The organism is Bacillus sp. 2175 (genome assembly GCF_057812155.1).
The window spans coordinates 2,567,631-2,591,553 of sequence record NZ_CM173819.1 but is presented as its reverse complement, the minus strand read 5'-3'; the positions used below and the strand labels follow the sequence as shown (position 1 = coordinate 2,591,553).

General features: G+C 33.9%; 21 protein-coding genes and 2 pseudogenes. 2 read left to right on the top strand and 21 right to left on the bottom strand.

Features of this window, described 5'->3' with window-relative positions:
* Positions 1-62: 62 nt before the first annotated feature.
* The 18 genes and pseudogenes from ACXKY9_RS13465 to ACXKY9_RS13380 form a co-directional block, all read right to left on the bottom strand.
* Complete coding sequence (locus ACXKY9_RS13465) at positions 63-911, bottom strand: ABC transporter permease (protein ID WP_000432134.1); 849 nt, start codon at positions 909-911, stop codon at positions 63-65.
* Positions 912-927: 16 nt separating this feature from the next.
* Positions 928-1,914 carry an aliphatic sulfonate ABC transporter substrate-binding protein gene (locus ACXKY9_RS13460; RefSeq protein ID WP_000277089.1) on the bottom strand — a complete coding sequence of 329 codons (987 nt, stop codon included), beginning with the start codon at positions 1,912-1,914 and terminating at the stop codon, positions 928-930.
* A 17-nt stretch (positions 1,915-1,931) separates the two neighbouring features.
* Complete coding sequence (locus ACXKY9_RS13455) at positions 1,932-2,687, bottom strand: ABC transporter ATP-binding protein (protein WP_000218581.1); 756 nt, start codon at positions 2,685-2,687, stop codon at positions 1,932-1,934.
* A 451-nt stretch (positions 2,688-3,138) separates the two neighbouring features.
* On the bottom strand, positions 3,139-3,648 hold the full coding sequence (locus ACXKY9_RS13450) for a ribonuclease FAU-1 family protein (protein WP_001037878.1): 510 nt from the start codon (positions 3,646-3,648) through the stop codon (positions 3,139-3,141).
* A gap of 205 nt (positions 3,649-3,853) precedes the next feature.
* A complete protein-coding gene (locus ACXKY9_RS13445; protein ID WP_000454147.1) occupies positions 3,854-4,909 on the bottom strand; it encodes a hypothetical protein in 1,056 nt (351 codons plus the stop codon).
* A 12-nt stretch (positions 4,910-4,921) separates the two neighbouring features.
* Entirely contained in the window at positions 4,922-5,395 is a 474-nt protein-coding gene (locus tag ACXKY9_RS13440) for a tetratricopeptide repeat protein (protein WP_000400636.1), read from the bottom strand.
* A 141-nt stretch (positions 5,396-5,536) separates the two neighbouring features.
* Positions 5,537-6,226 (bottom strand): phosphopantothenoylcysteine decarboxylase domain-containing protein, encoded by a 690-nt coding sequence (locus ACXKY9_RS13435; RefSeq protein WP_000676724.1) that lies wholly within the window; start codon positions 6,224-6,226, stop codon positions 5,537-5,539.
* A 15-nt stretch (positions 6,227-6,241) separates the two neighbouring features.
* Entirely contained in the window at positions 6,242-7,045 is an 804-nt protein-coding gene (locus ACXKY9_RS13430) for an AAC(3) family N-acetyltransferase (RefSeq protein ID WP_000783344.1), read from the bottom strand.
* Between the two features lie 249 nt (positions 7,046-7,294).
* Entirely contained in the window at positions 7,295-8,542 is a 1,248-nt protein-coding gene (locus ACXKY9_RS13425) for a glutathionylspermidine synthase family protein (RefSeq protein ID WP_000287883.1), read from the bottom strand.
* A gap of 20 nt (positions 8,543-8,562) precedes the next feature.
* Positions 8,563-9,171: a hypothetical protein gene (locus ACXKY9_RS13420; protein WP_001242170.1), complete on the bottom strand. Its 609-nt coding sequence runs from the start codon at positions 9,169-9,171 to the stop codon at positions 8,563-8,565.
* A gap of 112 nt (positions 9,172-9,283) precedes the next feature.
* Positions 9,284-9,685: a GNAT family N-acetyltransferase gene (locus ACXKY9_RS13415; RefSeq protein WP_001048803.1), complete on the bottom strand. Its 402-nt coding sequence runs from the start codon at positions 9,683-9,685 to the stop codon at positions 9,284-9,286.
* Between the two features lie 57 nt (positions 9,686-9,742).
* The gene (locus tag ACXKY9_RS13410) at positions 9,743-10,681 is read right to left on the bottom strand and encodes a DMT family transporter (RefSeq protein ID WP_000644587.1); all 939 of its coding nucleotides are present in this window, start codon (positions 10,679-10,681) and stop codon (positions 9,743-9,745) included.
* 402 nt (positions 10,682-11,083) lie between these two features.
* Positions 11,084-11,230: pseudogene (locus ACXKY9_RS13405) on the bottom strand (DinB family protein); the annotation flags it as partial.
* Complete coding sequence (locus tag ACXKY9_RS13400; RefSeq protein WP_000620317.1) at positions 11,227-11,727, bottom strand: GNAT family N-acetyltransferase; 501 nt, start codon at positions 11,725-11,727, stop codon at positions 11,227-11,229. The pseudogene ACXKY9_RS13405 and the gene ACXKY9_RS13400, both read right to left, overlap by 4 nt.
* 20 nt (positions 11,728-11,747) lie before the next feature.
* Entirely contained in the window at positions 11,748-12,305 is a 558-nt protein-coding gene (locus tag ACXKY9_RS13395; protein WP_001102496.1) for a GNAT family N-acetyltransferase, read from the bottom strand.
* Positions 12,306-12,320: 15 nt separating this feature from the next.
* The gene (locus ACXKY9_RS13390; RefSeq protein WP_000643684.1) at positions 12,321-13,022 is read right to left on the bottom strand and encodes a nucleotidyltransferase domain-containing protein; all 702 of its coding nucleotides are present in this window, start codon (positions 13,020-13,022) and stop codon (positions 12,321-12,323) included.
* Positions 13,023-13,038: 16 nt separating this feature from the next.
* On the bottom strand, positions 13,039-13,722 hold the full coding sequence (locus ACXKY9_RS13385; RefSeq protein ID WP_000923455.1) for a DNA alkylation repair protein: 684 nt from the start codon (positions 13,720-13,722) through the stop codon (positions 13,039-13,041).
* A 450-nt stretch (positions 13,723-14,172) separates the two neighbouring features.
* Positions 14,173-14,562: a VOC family protein gene (locus tag ACXKY9_RS13380; protein WP_000800676.1), complete on the bottom strand. Its 390-nt coding sequence runs from the start codon at positions 14,560-14,562 to the stop codon at positions 14,173-14,175.
* A 582-nt stretch (positions 14,563-15,144) separates the two neighbouring features.
* Between ACXKY9_RS13380 and ACXKY9_RS13375 the strand changes: the two genes are divergently transcribed.
* Positions 15,145-15,972, top strand: a complete 828-nt coding sequence (locus tag ACXKY9_RS13375) for a peptidoglycan-N-acetylglucosamine deacetylase (protein ID WP_000551443.1) — start codon at positions 15,145-15,147, stop codon at positions 15,970-15,972.
* A gap of 391 nt (positions 15,973-16,363) precedes the next feature.
* A complete protein-coding gene (locus ACXKY9_RS13370) occupies positions 16,364-17,038 on the top strand; it encodes a TerC family protein (RefSeq protein ID WP_000346944.1) in 675 nt (224 codons plus the stop codon).
* A 56-nt stretch (positions 17,039-17,094) separates the two neighbouring features.
* Here the strand turns inward: ACXKY9_RS13370 and ltaS are convergent, their stop codons facing one another.
* From ltaS to ACXKY9_RS13355, 3 genes and pseudogenes are all read right to left on the bottom strand, one after another.
* Entirely contained in the window at positions 17,095-19,068 is a 1,974-nt protein-coding gene (gene ltaS / locus ACXKY9_RS13365; RefSeq protein WP_000808774.1) for a lipoteichoic acid synthase, read from the bottom strand.
* Positions 19,069-19,595: 527 nt separating this feature from the next.
* The gene (locus ACXKY9_RS13360; RefSeq protein ID WP_000633864.1) at positions 19,596-21,221 is read right to left on the bottom strand and encodes an ABC-F family ATP-binding cassette domain-containing protein; all 1,626 of its coding nucleotides are present in this window, start codon (positions 21,219-21,221) and stop codon (positions 19,596-19,598) included.
* Positions 21,222-21,533: 312 nt separating this feature from the next.
* Positions 21,534-23,915, bottom strand: a pseudogene (locus ACXKY9_RS13355) (MMPL family transporter); the annotation flags it as partial.
* Between the last annotated feature and the right edge of the window lie 8 nt (positions 23,916-23,923).

Below are 23,923 nucleotides of genomic sequence, written 5' to 3'. Positions count from 1 at the left end.
CTTATTTATTTTGAATCGTATACTAACACATTCTATATAAATTACCCCTAATAATTTATATGTTAATTCCCTGTCTCACCTTTAAAGTTATCTCGCCATCTTAAAAACTTCACTTCTAGTAAACGTACTAGAGAGTCAGAAAACTTCCCAACAAATGCAAATATAATTATGCCGACAAATACGATATCTGTATTTGAAAATTGCCTTGCATCCATAATCATATAGCCAATACCTTCTGTAGACCCCATAAGTTCTGCTACTACTAAACTCACCCACGCAACACCTAACGATAACCTTGCTCCTAGTAAAAGGTTAGGCAATGCAGCTGGTAAAATTAGTTTCGTGATTAATTTTCTTTTACTAAACTCTAACACTCTCGCAACATCAAATAACTTTGAATCCACACCTCTAATACCTAAAAATGCGTTTACGTATAAAGGAAAAAATGCACCATCTGCAATTAATAACACTTTTGATGTTTCACCAAAACCGAACCATAATACAAAAAGCGGCGCAACAGCTAAATGAGGTACAGTTCTTAACATTTGCACAGATGGGTCTAAATATTGCTCACTTCTCGTTGAAAATCCAACAATCGTTCCTAAAATGATTCCTAAGCCCCCACCAATAAAGAAACCAGCCGCAGCCCTGAATACACTAATACTTAAATGTCCGAATAACTCTCCTGTTTTAATAAGCTCTTGGAAAGCTAGAAAAATATCTAATGGTGTTGGTAAAACTGTTTTAGAAACAAGACCGAATACGCCAGCCAACTGCCAAATTATTAATATAATAACCGGTATAGTAATCGCCCTTACTAAAACTTTTACATTTAACTTTCGTACCTTCTTTATGCCATTTTTCTTAATCGTTATACTCGCTGGTTTCATAACAGCTTTCGTATTTTCCACTTTACAAAACCTCTTTTCACTTCGCTTTCAATGCTTTTTCTACGAAAGAATTATCTACAACTTTTTCCGTCTTAATTTCTTTCTTTATAGAACCGAGCTTATATTGAAAATCCGCAGTCTTTTGTTGTTCTGCTATTATTTCCTTAGTTACCGGAACTAAAATTGGTTTGTCGTGATTAAACACTTCTTTTACGATCTTCGCATCTATCTTTTTTACAGAAGTGTATACTTTTATTGCTTCATCTAAGTTAGCATCTTGCCATACACGTGCTTTCTCATAAACTTTGAGGAATTTCTCAACTAATTCTGGATGTTCTTTCGCAAATTTTGTCCTCGTAATTAAAAATTCTGGTGAAGAGACATTTAATGTTTCACCGTCTGCAATCACCTTCGCACCTTTATTTAACGTATGTAATGATATGAAAGGGTCCCAAATCGCCCATGCATCTACTGATCCTGATTCGAATGCAGGCTGCGCTTCATCTGGTTGTAATTGAATGACATTTACATCTTTTGCATCAATACCTTCTTTATCAAGTGCTCGATATAATAAATTAAAGGCACTACTTCCTTTTGCTACTGCAATTTTTTTACCTTTTAAATCTTTTACACTCGCAATCTTACTATCTTTTTGAACGAGAATTCCAGTTCCTTTTCTCGCATAACTTGTATTGGCGATTTCGGTAAATCCAATACCTGCTGCTTGCGCTGAAATGACTGGAGAATTCCCTACTTCACCAAAGTCTAATCGGTTTGATGCGATTGCTTCAAAATAAGGAGGTCCACTTTGGAACTCTGTCCATTTCACTTTAACTCCTTCTTTTTTAAACTCCTCTTCAAACCACCCCTTTTTCTTTGCTAGTAATAGCGGGCTTAATCCTTGTTGTATACCAATTTGTATTGTTACATCTTCTTTCTTACTACTTGCTGTACTTTTTTCACATCCTAACAAACATACTGATATAGCTAAAGCAAAAGAAAGAATTTTTAATTTTTTATACATATAAAATCACCCTTTTCCTATATACTTGTTTGAATCAACCCTCCATATTCAAACTGCTGTAATACTTTCGTTCGAAGTTGTTGGAACGATTGAGAAGTTTTATTTCGCGGATAAGCCAAATTATTTTCAATCACTTTATGTATTTTCCCTGGTTTTGCACTCATAATGATGATTCGGTTTGAAAGATATATCGCTTCGTCTATATCATGTGTAACGAATATCATTGTTGTTTTCTTCTGCTCCCAAATATTTAGCAATACTTCTTGTAAATGACTTCGAGTAAAAGCATCCAGCGCTCCAAAAGGTTCATCAAGTAATAATACATTTGGATCTCTTAATAACGCTCTCGCTATCGCAACACGTTGTGACATCCCGCCTGAAATTTCTTTCGGATACGATTTTTCAAAGCCATCTAACCGAACGATTTCAACCCATTCTCTTACCTTATCTTTCACATACTTATCTTTTAACGATAAATCTGCCGCTATATTTTCTTCAACTGTTAACCATGGAAAAAGCCTATGTTCTTGAAAAATAAAACCTTGTTTCTTGCTCGTTTTTAAGATAGGCTCCCCGTCAATAACAACTTCCCCTTCAAAATCATTATCTAGACCGGCAACAATTTTTAGTAATGTACTTTTTCCGCACCCACTCGGACCAATTACTGTAACAAAATCCCCTTTCTCTAATTGAAAATTAATATTCTCTAATACTTGAACAGTACCAGTTTGTTTCAAAAAATATTTTGATACCCCATCAATTGAAACAGTCATTTCTTCTCCTCCTTAAAATGATTCATATAAATGAACAGATTCAGTATTTGTGCAATAAAAAAACCAAAGGCATTTTATCAACAGATAAAATGCCTTTGGTTTCTCCAATCAGCAATACGTTATGGAATTAAGTACATATTATACAAATATTTCCGATAAGTCAACTAGGTTTTATCAAAACATACATATGATTCGTTTGAATATTTTTACTGTTGTTTATTTGAACGATATCATTTACTTACTATTTTTTCTGATTTTTAATCCACTGTAACCAATAAGAAAACTCACACGCTAAATGCATTTGATGGAATTTAATAACTAAGCGACGAAATTTCTACAAAAAAAAGAGTAATTTCAAGAAATATGCTACTAACCTTAGATTTATTAAAAAAGTTAGATCATATAACTTGAGACTACTCATTCCCATTCAAAATATTTATGTAATTAAATTTTATTTCCTCTGCACCCTGGCTGTCTCCAAAACTATTGGTGGCAGCTCTTTTTGAATGATTTCTTTTAATCCATAAAGAGCTTTCCTCACATAACCACCTTCGAAATTCCCTAATGGTTCTGGTAATTCATCTTCATCCAATATGAAGTATTCTCCATTTGGAAGTACCATAATATCGATGATTAAATCTTCAAAGGAAACCACTTCATCTTTTATTTGTGTGTTTTTTACAATATTAAAATAGGAACCTAAATACTTTCCTTTTATATCTCTCCATACGTATAAATTGTACGGACGATCTTTCCAGTAATATGCGATTGTATAACTTCCTTTTGGGATTGTTAACTTAGTATCATTTGCAGTCATTGTAAATGAATACTGCACCTCGTGAAATAAAACGATACTTTGTGATTGCTTTTCAAGTAATAAGCAATTGTGATCTACTATTGTTGAGTTATACCGGATTTTTCTTTCTATAATTTCAATTTTCGATGTAAGTAACTTATTCATTATTTTGTTTCCCCTTATGCTAGTTCTATCCTCAATTATATCCATTTATGTAGTGATAAAGAAGTGTATAGTTTTTTATATAATGTTTTATAAAAGTATATAATAAAAACTCCTTCTTATTTAGAAAGAGTTTTTCACTATCCATGTTTCATATTTTTTCACTTCTAACGGAAGCTCATTTGTTTTTATGTAACTAACAGCACTATTACTCATGTTTTAACTTTTCCTTAACCGCATCATAAAATTTTCGTTCTTCATCAACATTTAAGTAAACACGACTTACTGTTTTAGAAAAGCCGTATAACAACTGCGCTTTCACTGGCTCTTTTAATGTTATTTCAAAAGTAGCAGGTTCTTTTATGAACTCCATAACAGTTGCATCCAATACCTGTTTCCTTTCTTTTGCCGTTAGCAATTCACCCTTGTAGAACGCAATATTATCAATTTGTGTAAATGGCATAACAATTTTCTTTCCTAATCCGATTTGAATGACTACTTGTTCTTCTGTTACGACAAGGGGATTTTTGCGCATCGCTTGTATTTCAGCTATAAAATAAATCATCGCGTATACATTTAAAATAAGTAAAATCCATGCTATTACTGGATTCCACTGATGTAGTAAATAATGAAAACCAATGCTTTCAATTATTGTTGCATGAATAATCATGATATACACACCTATAGCACCAGTCTTTTTATGATATGAGTATACAGATTTACCTGTTGGTACTTTTTCACGCCACGATAAAAACGCATAATAGATTAACTTACACTCTGTTAGAATGGCATCTACTAACTTACTTCTTTTCATAGTAGCGTCAAACGCTGCATCAATTGCATAAGAAAAGGAATAATTTTCTCTTCTATATTCTTTATATTTTTTTATTATTTTAGGAAGCACTCTAACAATTTTATAGAGAAGGAATAATTCTAGACCTACAAATGCAATTTCAGCCGCAACAATAATATAAGAGATGAATGAAAAAGCTTGTAAATAGTCACTTGGAATAATAAATCTTGCAAAAATATAACCAGCTATTACAACAGGAACTATATACGTTAACGAGTATCTTTTTCGAATAATGAAGAAATACGTGATGATTGGAATGACAAACATGCAATCTAATAATGACCCAAGCACAACTTCTTTCGGCGCAACTGGTACAATTGGAAGGGCATACAATAAATAGTTTAATAGCATAATTAAAGATACGAGTCCAATCCAAACACCTTTTCGCCTTCGTGATAGTGTAACCTCCATACGTTCACTCCTTTATTTAAAAACCTCATTTAAATGGTCTTTATAAAATGAAATGGCACGTTCAAATTCTTTTACTTCCTCTACTTTCACGACAGTTTCAAGTAATAATTTCATCGCTGATTCGTGATCGTTTACGTTATATTTTGCTAATGATAAAAATACTTTCATCGGAGCGTTCTCTGGGAATTTTTTCACCCCAGCTTCTAATACTGTAATTGCCTTTTCATATTCCCCTATACAACGATATGTACTTCCTAAACCAATATAAGCACCGCAAAGCGATTCGCCATCAAGTCCATTTGCGATTGCCTGCTCATAATACGGAACTGCTTCTGTTTCTAGCCCCATTACATCATGTATCCACGCACACTGATACAGTACTTCTGCATCCTTTGTAAAGTTTGTTAATCCTATAAGCATCTCTTTAGACTGCGCATATTTCTTTTCGTTTCTAAGTTTAATAGCTTGCTTTAATAAATGTTCCATAGAATCCACTCCTCACCAATTATTCTGTGTATAGCTCTTGATTGGTATACGCTTCACATTCGTGTAAAAGTAAAATTCCCACCAATTAAAGTTTCGCTTACTTATTACTATGCGGATTCATTCTCATCTAAAAACTTAATTTTAAAAAGCAGTGACACGATTACATAATAACTCTAGGCTTTTGACAATTTCTTTCGCTGTTTCATCTTTCCCATTACACAACTTCCCTTTACCATCCTGTCCAATTACATAATGCACAGCTCCGCGCGAATATAAAGAATGTGGTGAATTCGCAATCATTACATTCGCCCTTGCTTCTTTCATTCTATTTTTTGCTCTTTCAAACAGTTCTTCTTCATTTAAATCACTTTCAAGTTTAAAACCAACAAGTACTGTTTCTGGGTCCCATTCTTTTATTTGTTTTAATACTTTTGGAGCCTTTTGAAAGTGAATAATCGGTGCTATATCACTTGAAATTTTTCCGTTCATATTAAGAACATTACCATCTTGATCACAAATTTTCTCCACAATCCAATCTGATCCAGCCGCTGCCATAATGACTGCATCAATCTTTTCATGTGATATGATACTTTTCATTTTATCTTGTAAATCAACGATTCCTTCAAATGGATGTAATTCTAACCCTCTATGTACATCACTCGGTTTCTCCGCAAAATAACCGTGTAAATATATAACATGTGCCCCTTTAGCTAGAAGTTCTTCTGCGATTATCCTTCCGATTGTACCTTTGGCCATATTCGTATGCCCGCGTACTTGATCCCATTTTTCTAGACAACCACCGCTCGTAATTAATACCTTTTTCCCCTTCATTGTAACCATCCCTTACTAATTTTTCTTACGAAACCATTCTGTTCCAAAGTCAACTATATCACGCTGTTTCATTAGACGACACGTTGCATTCCCTATCTTCCCATTTTTTACAGTTCCTTTTCGCTCAAACTCCACACCAATTTCTACAAACTTCTCAGATTCGTAATCCATTTCAAAAAACTCTTTCCACACTCTTTCACCGTTTTCTATAATAGGTGCTCCTACTTGTATTAACTCACATGCACCAGAACGCACCTCGGATAAATGAACAGACGTATTGGAATCATATCCAACACCAATTAATAATACGTACCCGTCTAAATCATATATTTTTCTTAATGGAGATTCTTCTCCAAAGCTCATTGATAACGAATGGTTCATTGTTATTTCTACTGCATGTTTTCCCCATGCAGCAAAACTTCCTAACGGATGATTACTACGTACTACATTCGGATATGTACGAAAACATTCAACTATTTCACCCATTCCCCTTGTTGGGGTTATACGTGAATCAAATGCTGGGACGTTATCTCGGATAATTTGCCACCAGTCTTCCGGTACAGGTGGTCTTGACCAATGTTTCGGATCGGACAAATCCGAAGATTGCGTTGGCATTATTATCGTTCCTTCTTCCGTAACAACTTTCATTAATGCTTCTACTACAGCAACCGCACCACCAGATATCCACCCGATAGAACTTAGTGATGAATGAACGATAATTGTCATTCCTTTTTCGACTCCTAATGCTTTTAAATCTTTTGTTATTGTTTCGATTGTATTTGGAAATTGTGTACTTGCTACTATTTCATTCATTTTCATATTGGTTCCCCCACTAGCTACGTAAATTTAAACTTTTATATAAATATATTATCATATTTTTCTTAATTTTTAACTTAATCATTTTTCACATCTATAAAAAATAGTAATATTATTACACAAAAAATATTTGAATTATAATATTCAGATTTAAAACACAAAAAGAAAGTGAAGATTTTACATCCAACCATAAAAAGCTGTTTTATACATAGACGAAAGAGCTCATCACAAATGATGAGCTCTTTGTTTACTTTATCCTTCAATTGTAACCCCAGTAAACATTGATAAGTTTCCCGTTATTTTCTCACCTACACGTAAAAATAAGCCTGCTGCTCTTCCGCTTATACAGTGAGAGCCAATTAATAGTTTACCAGTATATGGACCATCCCATGTGTCAATGGTATAGTCAGGCATTTCTATGTATTGCTGGTATATCTTCCTTTGTTCAAAGTAATACTCTGTTTTATCTTCAGCTAATAATTCATCATTTTCGTATATAGATACTCCGCCACCTTCACGACCAAATACAGGTTTTGAAACGTATGATTCATGTCTTTCTAGAAATCGCTTATTTGAAAAATATGTTGGTAGAAAGTATTTATAAATAATGTCTTGCTCTTCTTCTGTAAAGAAAACACTTTCTTCATAAAGCTTCCAAATTAGTGCGAGTACACTTTTGTTTTGCATAACAAACGCGGCTGGCGGATTAATAATTTTCACTCTTTCTTGCGCAATATGATCTAAAAATTGTAAACCAATCCTTTTTCCGTTCTTATCAACGTCCGTTACTAAATACTCTATTGGATACAGTCTATATAAATATTTTATTTTTTCTCCACTTGGCGTATATATACCATCTTCCGCAACGACAATGTCTTGTATTCCTACATAGTCCGTTGACTGATTTAAGCAATACGTTCTTAAAAACTGAACCGTTTGACTATCTTCATCGTGCCAATCATAACTAGTAAAATATATCGTCTCTTCAGGGCCTATATGATAGTCATGTTTAATTTGTTCCCATGCCTGCACAATATGCTCTTCTATATGGTTTGGGTGATTTACATCATGATAACGGCATAACACTTCATTTGCGACAGACGGTTCTAAATAGCCTGTTGGCGTATCACAATTTACTTCTATTAATTTTATATCGTCACCATTTACGATAAAATCAAACCTTGTAAAATATGAAAATAAACCATTATGTTTCATTCTCGCCATTTCCCACGCTTCAGCTGGGAATCCAAGTTTTTGAAAATCTTCTGTCGTATTTACAATATATTGATACGTTCTATATAACACATACATGATTTCTTCTGTCGCTTTTGAGATAGCAGTATAAGTTTTTGCTGGCATGCGATACATCCCTGTTGCCATATATTGATTCCATTCTTCATTCTCTAACAGACTAGGCCAAGTGAAACCATTCCTACTAGCCTCTTCTGCAAGTGAAAACCATACTTTCATATACTCTTCTTGCTCTCGTTCTGTATACATTACTCCATTACCCTTTCGTTTTAGGATCCTGCTGGCGCTTTTGCGTTTCCAATTCCACTTGAACCAGAGTTTACTTTCGGTGTTTGCGTAGTAGATGATTTTGGCGTATTTGTATCTGGTGTTACTTTATTGGATGGATTTGGCTGCTGTTTATTTAAATCTACTTTATTGGAAGTATTATTGTTACCGTTAGAACCACCAGTATAACCACCGCTACTACCGCCACCTGTTCTACGCTCATCTTTTTCACGATATGGAATAACATTATTTGCATACGGTTTCTTCATTAAATTTGGTTTTGCTGTATAATTCATATTTGAAGTTCTACTCGCTAATAAATATCCTGCTACAAATGGAAGTATCGGTAAATGAGAGTTTTCATGATAAGATGAAAATGACGGATTATTTTCCTTGCATAACTCATCTTTCTCTACATTTTCATTGGTTGGGGCTTTATCATCACAATTTAATGTTTCTTGTTCATTTCTTTGTTTTGCACCATCTGTTTTAACAGCTGTACTTTCTTGCTGAGCAGTTTCTTCTTCATAATCACCACAACCTGTTAATAAAAAAGATGACACCCCTATTGAAGTAGCTATTTTTATAAACTTACTTTTATCCATTCTCACTTGTTATACACCCATCTTCTTTTATCTATATTTTTCCAGATACCTATATTATATAATGAAATTATTATTTTTTTCAAACTATATTCAATATGTACAATTGTATATTTTCATGCTATTTTTCCATGTAACAATGAAATCTTTCTATCCCTGGATATTTTTCTCCTAAACTTTTAACTTGAAAACCAATTCTTTTATAAAATTCTACCGCCTCATCGTCTGTCTCTGCTTCTATATAAGTCAATTGATATATCCTTACCACTTCTTTAATCATTTGCAGTGCAATTCCTTTTTGACGATAATCTGGAGCCACTGCTATATGACATACTCGTGCTTTAGTTGCTCCGATTACTTCAATACCTAGACAAGCTTTTTCTTCATATTTGTACAAAGTCCCTTTATTACTTTGATAAAATAATACTGCTTTCTTTAAGCTTATTTCATTTGGACCGACGGCATATTGTAGCACATTTAATATTGAATCTTTTTCAATTTGTTCAACGCGATGTAAATTCATATTTTCATCCCTTTCTATGAAAAAAAGACTAACTCTTAATAAAAAGAGCTAATCTCATTACGCCGTTATTTTTTCTTCTTTTTTTACAACGACAGCCACATAACTATGAAGTATCATTCCAATAATAACGAGACTCATACCAATCCAAGATAATGATGACGGAATTGGTGCAGATAACCAGATCAGCTCTCCTACTAGCGCAAATAAAACTTCACCAGACTGCGTCGCTTCCACTGTTGCTAATTTTTGCGGATCATCTTTCACAAGATCTGTTGCAAAGAAAAATAATACTGTCGCGATTAACCCAGAGCTAACTGCTACAATAAAACATTGAAAAACTTGGCTACTTGACGGTAATCCGCCTGTTGATACTTCGTAACCAGATAATAAAAACCAAAATGGTAAACTTGCTAATGTCATACCGAGTACTCGCTGAAATACATCTAATTCCCCTTTACAAACTTGCATCATTTTTCTATTTCCAAGAGGATACGCAAATGCTGCAATAAGTACAGGAACTACACATAAAACGGTTTCACGAATACCTAATGAAGAAGCATGTTCTGCTTGCATGAGAACAACACCGAATAAAATAATGCCCGACATAACTAATTCCTTCATCGGAAGTTTTTTATGTAGTGGATCCACCGCAAAAAATGGTGTTAACAAAATCCCTGCAACGATTGTAATTTGCCATGTTGATGCAACAAGCCAACCTGGTCCGAACGCTCCAGCAAAACTAAGCGGTGCATAAAAGAGACCAAATCCAACGATACTCCACACTAACCATTCTTTCGGATTGTTTTTCATATATTGAAAGAGTTGCTTTAAGTTCCCTCTATACATAACAATAAGTAATAGCATTGGAACCATAAAATAATACCGTAATGATGCACTCCAAATCCAGCTTCCACCTTCTAAGTCCATTGCCCGGTTTAAAACAAAGGTAAAGGCAAAGAAAAATGATGCCAATATCCCTATAACAATTGCTTTCATTGTAAAACCCCTTGTATTTAATTTTTTATCTCTATGACATATATTTTAGTATACGCGATGAAAAATCTACATACAAACTTACATTTCACTTTGGGATGATGAAGGAATTGTAGTAGATTTACATGGGAATAAAGTGCATTGGTATGAAATCGAGGCCATTACATATCAAAATTTTCAAGGGTCAAAATCTACTTTAATCTCGACCCACTATACTCACCATGAAAATATACACATCCGCTATAAAAGATGGCTACCAACTATTGCACATTCAATTTACTGGTTTTCTATTGAGAAACCAAAAGATTATCATAAAAATTTAATGATAGCTTGGGAAGAAAAGCGAACGAATAAAAACAAACGCCTCCTTTAATTATTATTTAGGGGCGTTCGTTCATTCAAAAATTAAAGAATATGTAGTTTATATTCTCTGTATAATTTCCTCAAACGACTGATATGAGCTTGATGATACCAATTATGATCTGCTATATGCCATATTCACCATCTTATTGTCGCAGTTTCGCCTTTTTCATACAAAACTTCCTCTCTTAAAAGAACAACACCATATGTTCATCATCACTATACACACCATTCATTTTTATAGCCCTTTTTTCAATTCCGTATGTTTTAAATCCCATTGATTCATATAATCGTTTGGCTGGTTCGTTCGTTGACACAACCCCTAAATTCAATTGCTCTAGCTTCATCTCTTTTGCCCTTTCAATTGCTTTACGTATTAAATCACGTGCAAGACCACTTCTTCGATTTTCAGTATCTACATACATTGCAACGATATGTCCTTTATGCTTATATGCGTCTTTTTCTTCTGTTAATAAAGTAACAACCCCAACTAAACGATTTTCATTATTAAAAGCACCAAATGTAAAACTACTATTGGATGAAAGATTACTAGCAACTCGTTCAAGAGGATTTTCTTGACGTACTGCTTCTTCATAAGTCGTTATAAATGCTTCTGGATTTACTTGTAATGCTTGTAAACGTAACTCCCAATATTGTTTTGCATCCGCTTTTGTAAGTAATCGAATCATTTTATCTTCCCCTTTTTAATTTACATAATATTTTTATAGGCTACTTTTTTTGATTCATACTCTTCTTTTAATATACTGTAACGATTGCGATGAATGAACTTCCCCTGTCTCAATCGATCATTTCTCATTAACCCTTCGCATACAAATCCGGCACTTTCATAACTCTTTTTAGCTTTTGTATTATCTTCATCTACACGTAACCAAATTTTCTCCAATTCAAACTGAGAAAAACCTATTTGTAACATGCTGTTTAGAGCTGCCATTCCAAATCCTTTACCCCAATAGTCTTTATTTCCAATCGCAATTCCTAGTTCAGCATTTTTATTTGTTTTATCAAAATTTTTAAGGTCTACCCATCCAATATGTATACCTGCCTCAGTAACGATTGCCCTTTGTTCATAACCATTTTTTCGGCTTATACAAGCTTCAATCCAGTTTCTCGTATCTCCACGAGTGAACGGAGGATATTGATCTGGTACGACTAAATGCTTTGTTACATCTCTATCTAATGACCATTGATAGCGATCTTCTACATCATCTAGTGTCAATTCTCTTAATTGAACATATGGTACATTCATTTTTCTCTCCCCTTTTTATTTACCAATAGAAAATCCTTCGAACACTCTTCCACCATACTGTTCTAACATCTTTTCTATAAAATGAATTAATTCATTTTTCTCTCCCGTTTTATAAAAATAATCAAAAGCCGCTACAAATTTGTTTGCATATTGCTCATCATATCTTTTTAGCACTCTAATAAACCATTTTGAACTCCCAAGCCACTTACCATTTACTCTTAATACATATTCATGTACTAAATCCGCTAATAAATTAGCGATAAACAATTCTTCTTCTCTTTTTGTTGCACCAATAAAGTCATCTAAAGTATCCGTAATAAAATATCGCTTCTGCTTAATCGTTTCTTCGGTCCATTTAGCTGGTCCTTTATGTAGTAAATCATTCGCTTCTTTTTTTAATTTCTCAACAATTTCCTTTTCCCCTTTTAATGCAATCCCTTCCGAAACTAATTGTGGTAACGACGGTCTCCCTCGATCACAATCCATTTTGAAAAAGGTTTTATATGTTTCAAAATTATGAACAAACACCTCAACAGGCCATCCATTACTATAGAAAGATTCCCTATAGCAAGAAGTTAAACTTTGGTCAACTATTACAATATCAAGGTCAGATGTTTTCGTCGCTTCTCCTCGTACAACGCTTCCGCCGAGTAAAGCTACATCACAATTAGAAAATTGTAATGTAATTATGTTTTGTGCTGCGTCAATTGCTTTCATAACCGATCCTCTTTTCTTATTTCACTTTCTTTTTTTCAGCTCTTTCTCTCGCTTTTTTTATATAGCTTTCTGCATCTGGTGTTTTACATGATGTTGCACCGTGATCAACCTCTACTTTTCCAATTTCACGTGCAATTTCAATCGCTTGTCGCTCTAAGTCTTCATTACGAATTCCTATTGCGATTAAAGCACTATTCATCGCTTCTTTTTTTCTATTTTTTTCATTATGTATATTTTCTTTAATCTCTTCTAAGTACGGAGAGAAGAAATCATCATGTAACGTTTTATTTTTAATCGCTATATTTGCTAATAAAGACCAGCCAGCTCTTCCAATCCATTCATCATTAGACTTTGTCCACTCTTCCATTCTTTCTATTGCAATTGGCGAAGTACATATAGATGTCATAAGAACATCCATCAAACAGTAATAATCAACATCCTGAATCCAACTATTAAGCTGTTCTGTCGTTATTTTTTTCGGATCTAAAATATAAGTTGCTAATGTCATTGCGTCCATATTTTTCGTTTCCCACAATCCAACTGCTAAATCATGATCTTTTTTTATCTTCTTTTTTAACAATTTTAAATTCGCAAAACTAACTCCAAATAACGGCTCTTTCGCTCCGTGGTTTTTATACGTTTTTCGATTTTGTTCTGTTCCATATTCCTCTAGTTGCTGCATTACTTCCTCAAGTAACATATACCCACCTCTTTATCTTTTATGTTGACTGTATATATGTATGTACGATATATTCTACATTACTTTTTGGTTTTCCTATATTTATTTTTAAAATACGGTATGTGAAATTTTTAAACATTGCACAGCTACACCATCAAAAAACTATACATGTTAAACATACAGTTTTTTGATGGTATCAATTTTCCGTAGAATAAGATATAAACTACGAAAGAACTTTTAATGAGATGTGTATTTCCAACATGTTTAGAAAACTCCTTAAAATGGTTTACTATCATACTTTTATACCTCCTTCATAAATTATGTTTACTACATTTATTCTTAGCCAAAATACTTTCTACATTTTAATAACTCTCTCAATAAGATTTTCTTATATAAAAATCCCTACAAACGCTGTAGGGATTTATGTCTAAATCATTTTGCTACACTCTATTTCATATGAAAATAGTTTCCTTATTCAGATGCATTCATAAGCACAATTCTCCAACCATCTGGATCCTCTATTGTGGTTCCTTTCTCTATCCAATACGGGTTTTCTGGTTCCACCTCATGGTAGCCCATATTACTTAATTGATTTACTATATTTTCAATTTCATCTTTATTAGGCATATAAAAAACTAGTAAATTATCTTTTGTCGGTGCCGGACATGGACTTCCATTAACATGTGAAGTAAACTCCAAATGATACTCTTCATCTGGTAATCCAAACATAACCCCGTCATATCCTTCATGATTGTGAAATTCCCCTATACGTTTTAATCCTAATCCTGTTTCATAAAAACTAATCACTTCTTCCAATTTATCTGTTGGTCTTGCAATTCTAAATTGAACCCAATTCTTCATGCAAATCTCCTCCTTTTCATTTTCCAAAGCTTTATAGTAATTAGTATAGGTTAGATATATTCCCTTTAACATCCCTCATTAGTGTGAGCTTCCTAAGTTGAAAGACCTATTAGTTAATAAACAATAGGTCTTTAGTATAAATTGCTATTTTGCATTGTTTCTAATGTTATCCATGACTGCCCAATTGGATTAACATATGGCCTTTCCTCATTACAAATTTTACAGTGAGAAGGTGCTTCTTCATTTTCGGGATACTGTACTCCACATGTAGTGCAAATATAATTATTCATATTCCCGCTCCTTTTTTCATATAATTGTTTCTTTACGAATATTTTAATAAAAATCAAAAATATTCGAATCAATATTTGGAACGAAAACGAAGTGATACGAAAGTATGATTTGGTGATTGAAAGTTTAAATAATAAAGTTTAAATTCATTCTATTTTTCAAAACTGCAATTGATATAAAATCTTGCATACTTTTGGGTAAACTTTTTTACAAGTGTAAAAAAGTTTCTTTGCATTTCCCTACCTATAATTGCTAATATAGTAGAGTAGAACTTTTATAGAGAGAAGGAAAATTATGCACAATGGAATTCGAATGACAACTTTAGTAAAAAGGGCTATGTTAGTTTGTGCGGGAGTATTATTCACATACGAAGCGGCTTTTGGATCAGTACATACTGCTTTAGCTAGTACAGAGGATGAAGCAAAATCTGTTCAACTTGTAAGTGAGATTCAAACATCTCTTGCTCCGAAAGAAGCTCCAAAACATTATAACGGGCAAGTTAGAAAAGTCGCTTATTTAACATTTGATGACGGTCCTGGAAAATACACAGCTGAGCTTTTAGATATGTTAAAGAAAGAAAATGCAAAAGCAACATTTTTCCTAATTGGTTCAAACGTAAAAGCTTTCCCTGATCTTGTAAAACGCGAAGATGCTGAAGGCCACTACGTTGGGATGCACAGTATGACTCATAACTACAAGAAACTTTATACTGAAGGTCATTACGTAGATGAAATGAAGGAAGACCAAGGCTTAATCGCTGGTGTTTTAGGTAAATCACCAGTATTAACTCGTCCAGCTTACGGCTCTATGCCAGGATTAAACGAAGCTCTTCGCAACAAAGTTGTAGACAATGGCTTAAAAGTTTGGGATTGGACAATTGATTCTTTAGACTGGAAATATAACAAAATGCAAGTTGATGCTGCATCAGCTAAAATTGTAGAAAACGTTCTAGCTCATTCTACAAACCCAACAGAAGTTATCCTTATGCATGATATTCATCCACAATCAGTAAAAGCAGTACCTGGAATTATTAAAGGACTGAAAGAAAAAGGATATGAATTAGAAGCATATAATGAGAACGAACACTTCCCATTAAACTTCTGGCATGATAATCGTATGTAATGAAAAGACTTGATCCCCTCTAGTAGGTTATCAAGTCTTTTTTATCGTTTTTAGAATTTCCTTATAGAGAAAACCTATACACGCTTGCACCATATCAATATTATACGTCCCTTCCCTTTTATCAAATAAATTTAACTTTGAAATATCACATGCTATCTTTAACCTAGTTTAAATAAGTAGATGTTATATAATCGTATTTATAGTGCAAACTGAAGAAACTTGGAATCAATTTAAGAAAGAAACGCGATAAGTAAAAACTACAAAAGCGACTTATTCAAAATAAAAACATACATATCAGAATACAGTCAAAAAAGGATTGAATATACAATTTCAATCCTTTTTTATATTATCAACACTTTAGCACATATTACTCTTAAGGAGTGATATGTATATGGATTTTCTTTCACCTGAATATTTGTCTGCCTTGCTTGCCATTATTGTAATCGATTTAGTGTTAGCCGGAGATAATGCCATCGTAATTGGATTAGCAGCAAGAAGATTACCGAAAGACCAACAAAAGAAAGTTATCATTTGGGGAACCATTGGAGCAATCGCTATTAGGGCTCTCGCTACCTTAGTTGTCGTTTGGTTATTAAAAATACCTGGATTACTCCTAATTGGTGGTGTACTTCTTATTTGGATCGCTTACAAGCTGATCGCTGAGGGCAAAAATCATGATATTAAAGCCGAAGAAGGATTTTGGTCTGCTATTAAAACCATTATTATTGCTGATGCGTTAATGGGCATTGATAATGTACTCGCTGTTGCAGGAGCTGCCCATGGTAACTTTTCTTTAGTAATCATCGGACTATTAGTGTCTATTCCAGTAGTCGTATGGGGCAGCACATTAATTTTAAAATGGGTGGATCGTTTTCCTGTCATCATTACGATCGGAGCAGCCGTTTTAGCTTATACTGCCGCGAAAATGATTGTAGATGAGAAATGGTTCGCTGGATTTTTCGAAAGTAACCCTTTCGTTAAATGGGCATTTATCATTATTATCATCGTCGGTGTAGTTTTCTTCGGAAAGGCAAAACAAAAAGCAACAGCTGGTTTTGTCTCATAATGATGGTATATTTACAAATAAAAGGCGCTATTCATATGAATAGCGCCTTTTATTATTTATTTAGCTTCCCCTTCCGGAGTCGTTTTTACCTTCGTTTTGTTTTTATCACGGTTGTTATAGTTATACTTCGAACGATCTACTGGAGTGAATCCTTCCGGTGTGTAGAATCGTAATAAGTCACCATTTACGACTTGGTCAGAGTATTTTAGTGAGTTTTGAACCATTTGTTCATTTTTCTTTATTTCATCTGTAAATTCTACAGGTTTTCCAGTAGTTGTATCATAGTATTTGCCGTTTAGTGCAGTAACTGTTGGGCTTACGTAGTTACCGTTACGGAACGCAACGACTTGTTTATGATCTGGTGATAATAAATCAGAACCGAATTGAACATAATTCTTTGTATCTGTACCTAGTAAGTGTAATAGCGTTGGAAGAACGTCAATTTCACCACCGTATTGATGTTGTACGCCACCTTTCACTCCTGGTACACGAACGATTAATGGTACACGTTGTAACTGTGCATTTTCAAATGAGTTCATTTCTTTACCCATTACTTTTGACATTGCTGCATTATGATTATCTGAAATACCGTAATGGTCTCCGTACATAACAATAATTGAGTTATCATATAAACCAGATTGTTTCAAGTAATCGATGAAGCCTTTTACAGATTCATCTAAATAGCGTGCTGTTTGGAAGTACGTATCTACTGATGAATCACCTGTTGTTGCTGGTTCAATCGTTGCTTCTGCCTTATCGATTGGATAAGGGAAATGGTTCGATAACGTAATAAACTTTGTATAGAACGGTTGTTTCAACGTTTGTAATAACGGAATAGATTCATTAAAGAACGGTTTATCTTTTAATCCGTAGTTTACTACGTCTTTTTCATTCATATCGTAGTATGACGCATCAAAGAATTTATTAAAACCAAATGATTTATAAATATCGTCACGGTTCCAGAATGTTTTGTAGTTACCGTGGAATACTGCTGATGTGTATCCTTGTTGTCCTAAAATAGCTGGTGCTGATTGATACGTATTATGAGATTTCGTTGTAAAGACAGAACCTTGCGGTAAGCCAAACATTGAATTCTCTAACATAAACTCCGCATCAGATGTTTTCCCTTGTCCTGTTTGATGGAAGAAGTTATCAAAGTATAGTGTATTCGCATCTTTTGTAAATGAGTTTAAGAACGGTGTAACTTCTTGACCATTTAATTTGTAATCAATTAAGAAGTTTTGGAATGACTCTAAATGAATGTAAATTACGTTCATTCCCTTTCCTTTACCGAAATACTCAGGATTTGGACTTGCATAAGTTGATGTTAAATAATTTCGTACTTCTGTCATATTATCGCCATCCGCTAATGCTCGTTCTGTTGATGCTTTCGCACTTTGAATTCCATCATAAATTGTGTAGTTGTATGCACCTAAATATTTCACAATATAATTACGGTCAAACGTTCTTGTTAATAATTCAGGACGGTCAGACTCTGCAAGACCTAAGTTAACACTGAATAATAAAATACCTACTACAAATACTAGAGATAATTTATGCTTCGCAACACGAATTGGTTTTGGATTTGCAAATTTTGTTGCGACTAACACAATTAATATAATCGTGTCTAAGAAGTATAATGGATCATAAAGATGTAGCAACGCAAGAATACTACCACCTAAATCTCCAAAGTTATTCGTTTGTGTTAATGTCGGGAACGTAATAAAGTCACTGAAAAAGCGATAGTATACTACGTTTGCGTATAAAAGAATCGACAATAACAAATTAATGATAATTAACCAAATATAAGATCGTTTCCCTTTTGCAAATAATGCAAGTCCTAAAAATAGAACTGCTGAACTAAGCGGGTTAAAAAACAGCAAGAATTTTTGGATTGTGTTTGAAATTCCTAAATTGAATTCCGTTACATAAGCTGCATATGTTTTGAGCCACAATAAAATAACGGCAAACAGAAAGAATCCAAAATGATTGCTTAACACACTTTTGCTCTTTAATAAGAACTGTTTCATTTCTCCACCTCTTTTGATCATCCAAGGCTTATTTTTTATAAGTCTGTCTCTCTATTCAAATTTTCTTCTTCAAATAGATTATCTTTATTTAACTATATGAAGAATATTAGTAATTATAATTTGAAGCTAGTATTTATTCAACTATTTCTTTCTAGACATTTTGACCTTGGTTTCTATTTAACAAAATAAATTTGTAACATTTCCTGTTTTCTCCCAAGATTCATCCACTAATTATGACACCCCATACTATATACCTTTATAAACTCATTCGCAAACTATTCTATCTCCAAATTTGGTACATATTTCACATGACAAAATAATACGATTTGATTATATTACTCCACTTACATTTCCCTTCTTCAACTAACTCTTTAAATCTTAAAGTCATTACATCCCTTCCATACATGAAAGAATTCTCCTGTTCATTAATATTATATTTGAATAATTATTCATTTGACCGACCAGCGATGTTACGTTTTCTCGACAAAAAAACTCGCTCTAAAAAGAACGAGTTTTTTCATTATATATTATTGACCTTTGTACATTGCATCTACTTGTTTTTGAAGTTCCTCATTTTCTAAGAACTCATCATAAGTAGCCTCTTTATCGATTACACCGTTTGGTGTTACTTCGATAATGCGGTTTGCAATTGTTTGCACGAACTGATGGTCATGAGATGTGAATAATATTGTACCTTTGAATGCAATTAAACCGTTGTTTAATGCTGTGATTGACTCAAGGTCTAAGTGGTTCGTTGGATCGTCAAGTGTGATTACGTTCGCACCACTTAACATCATTTTAGATAACATACAACGAACTTTTTCGCCTCCAGATAATACAGAAACGTTCTTCTTAACTTCTTCACCTGAGAATAACATACGGCCTAAGAAACCACGTAAGAAGCTTTCAGACTCATCTTGTGGAGAGAATTGACGTAACCATTCAACTAAGTTGTAATCACTGTTCTCAAAGTACTTAGAGTTATCTCTTGGGAAGTAAGATTGAGAGGTTGTAACACCCCATTTGAATGAACCGCTATCCGGCTCCATTTCACCCATAAGAATTTTAAATAATGTTGTCATCGCAATATCGTTACGGCCGATAAATGCAACTTTATCACCTTTATTTAAAGTGAAGTACACATTATCTAACACTTTTTCACCATCAATTGTTTTAGAAAGACCTTCAACAGTTAATAAGTCATTTCCTACTTCACGCTCAGGTGTGAAGCCAACGAATGGGTAACGACGTGATGACGGTCTAATATCATCTAATGTAATTTTGTCTAATAATTTTTTACGAGAAGTTGCTTGTTTCGCTTTAGAAGCGTTTGAACTAAAGCGTGCAATGAAGTTTTGTAACTCTTTTACTTTCTCTTCTTTTTTCTTATTAGCATCTTGTGTTAATTTTAAAGCTAATTGGCTTGACTCATACCAGAAGTCATAGTTACCAACATAAAGTTGAATTTTACCGAAATCAAGGTCAGCCATGTGCGTACATACTTTATTTAAGAAGTGACGGTCATGGGATACTACGATAACTGTGTTTTCAAAGTTCATTAAGAAGTTTTCTAACCATTGAATCGCTTTTAAGTCCAAGTGGTTGGTAGGCTCATCTAATAATAGAATGTCAGGTTGACCGAATAAAGCTTGAGCAAGTAATACTTTTACTTTCTCTGCCCCAGTTAATTCTGACAATTTCTTATCATGAAGGTCTTCACCAATACCTAAACCTTTAAGAAGAATTGCAGCTTCTGACTCAGCTTCCCAACCGTTAAGCTCAGCGAACTCACCTTCAAGTTCAGCAGCGCGCATTCCATCTTCATCACTAAAGTCTTCTTTCATGTAAATAGCATTTTTCTCTTGCATTACTTTGTAAAGTTGCGTGTGACCCATAATTACTGTTTCTAATACTGGGAACTCTTCATATTCGAAGTGGTTCTGTTTTAATACTGCTAGACGCTCACCTGGCGTAATATGTATGTCACCTGTTGATGGTTCAATTTCTCCAGATAAAATCTTTAGAAATGTCGATTTACCAGCACCGTTCGCTCCGATTAAACCGTAGCAGTTACCTGGCGTAAATTTTATGTTAACATCTTCAAATAATTTGCGATCCGCGAAACGCAAACTAACGTTACTTACTGTAATCATTTGTGTCCTCCTACTAATACCGCTTATTTCAGCGTTTTCTCACCGATTGTCTTAAGAAATCGCATATTACGACTCAATTATTGTAGACTATAGCTATTATATAGTAGAAGATGGATGAATAGCAACGGTTGATTACCTTTCTACAATGAAATCGGATAGTTTTTGTCCATTCCCCTAGCTATTGTATGTATATCATCGACCTCTTTCTCATATAACCTTTCACTGCTCATTCTGTAATATATCGGATTCATTTTCATCTGAAATATTATATACCGAAAAAACTGTAGAGAAATCATTCCCTACAGTCTCTTCTTATTTCGTATTTATTATTTTCTCTTTGTAACTCTTCATTTTACTCGTTAACCCTATTAACGCCGGTAATAATATCGGCATCACAATTAAAGCTAATAGAAGAAGTGCAACGCCAACTACTGATGCAACTTGTATAAGTGTTAATACACCTGATGGAATTAATGCTGCAAATGTCCCGCCTAAAATTAGCGCAGCTGATAATACAACTCCTCCTATATGACGAGATGCAGTTACAATTTTCGTTACCGAATCCCCTTCTATCTCGTTATAGCGCATCATTACGAAAATACTATAATCCACTCCTAAAGCGACAATCATAATGAAGCTAAAGAATGGAACATTCCAGCTTAATGAATCTACATGTAATACATGTGCACTAATTTGTTCGCTTATACCGAGTGATGCGAAGTACGCTAATAGTAATGAGCCAATAATAAATATTATGTTTAGTAATGAGCGTGTAATTACGATTAATACAATCGCAATTCCAATTAACATAATTGTAGCTGTACGTAAGAAATCTTGCCCTGTTACTTCTTTTAAATCAACGTTTCTAGCTGTTGTTCCGCCAATTGCTGTTTTCGCATCATGTAATTCCGTTCCCTTTACAGTGCCATCGATTGTTTTATTGATTTCTTGAATAATTGGCATCGCTTCTTTTGAATACGGATTTACATCTAAAATGATAGTCATTTTAGCAATTTTTCTATCCTGCGACATGTACGTGTTCAATGCTTTTTGGAAATCTTCTCCCTCTAGCACTTCTTTTGGAATATAAAACTTCTCAGAGCTCTTCGATTCATTGAGCTCCCCTAAATATTTTTGTGCGTCATGCAGGCCATTACTTACTTTTCCAAGCCCTTCTGTACTTTTAGATAAACCGGATTGTAATTGCCCCATCTTTTCTTGCAGGTCTTTAAGGCCCGTTAAAAGTTGTCCTTGCCCATCGTTTATTTTCGTTAATCCAGATTGTAACTCAACTGATTTATTTGCAATTTGTTTTGAACCTGAAGAACCTTCATTTAATCCATTTTTAAGATCGGCTGCTCCCTTTTGTAACTTATTAACTCCATTGCTCATTTCTTTTAAGCCGTTATCCACTTTCAGTAACGATTGATTCGCTTCTTTAAATGAACTCATCGCCGTTTTGTGCTGTGTTGCTAATTGATTTAATTCATTTGAAAGTACGCTTAATTTCTTTTGAGCCTCTTTAGCAATTCCTATCGTTTGTTGTATGTTTGGATCATTCGCTAATTCTGGTTTCGTTTGAACGAAATTGGTCATTAACATTTCAATTTGTTCATATCCCTTTTTCGCACCATCAATCGCTTGAGAAATACTTCCGAAGTATTGATCGTAAGAGTTTAAACCTTTTTCTAACTGTGCATAACCAGCATGCAGCTGCGACGTTGCATTAGATAGAACATTTATATTTTCGTTTACTGAAGCTAAACCACTCTCAATTTGCTGTGCTCCTTGTGCACCGTCGTTTATGCCATTTGATAATTGATGTAAAGCTGTTCCTAATGCTGATACCCCGTTTTTCACCTCGTTCGTTCCATCAATTAATTTTTGAACATTCGCAAGACTATTTGAATCATTACTTCCCATTTTATTTTTCGCATCTGTTAATCCATCATTAATTTCCTTTATGCCACCATCGGCATCTCCTAATCCTGTATTCAATTCTCCCGCTTGCTTATTTAAATATAATTCTTTTATCTTCTCACCAGTTGGACGTGTTGGTGCATATACTTCTGACACACCTTTAACTTTCGAAATTTTATCAGTTAATTCGTCTAAAATTTGTAGAGAAGTTCCTTCATCCAGCTTTTTATCAGATTGAATGACTAATGTACTCGGTGAAGAGAAACCAGGCGGAAAATGATCCTCTATTACGTTAATACCCATCTTGGATTCATACTTATTATCCACTTCAAATAAATCATTGTAATTAAGTGTATTAGAGTATTTTAATACGAAAGGAATCGATATTACGAATACGATGATTAAAGCGACAAATGGCCTTGCTACTGAGTTTTTCGCAAAGAATCCCCACAAGCGACTATCCTCATGACCTTTAAATGTTTTAACTGGATAAAACATTCCTTTTCCTAAAAGCACCATGAAAAATGGATTTAAAGTCGTTAATACGAGTAATAATACTAAAACACCAATTGCTACCGCTGAAGTCGATTGATATAATTTAAAACTTGCTAAAGCAAGTGATGCAAAACCAATTAGCACCGCTATTCCGCTATATAATACAGTTTTACCTGCTGATTTGAATGTTTCTTTCGTAGCTAAAAATGCATTTTCTTGTTTACTTAATTCTTCTTTAAACCTCGTATATAATAAAATGTTATAATCTGTTCCTACCCCATGCCCAT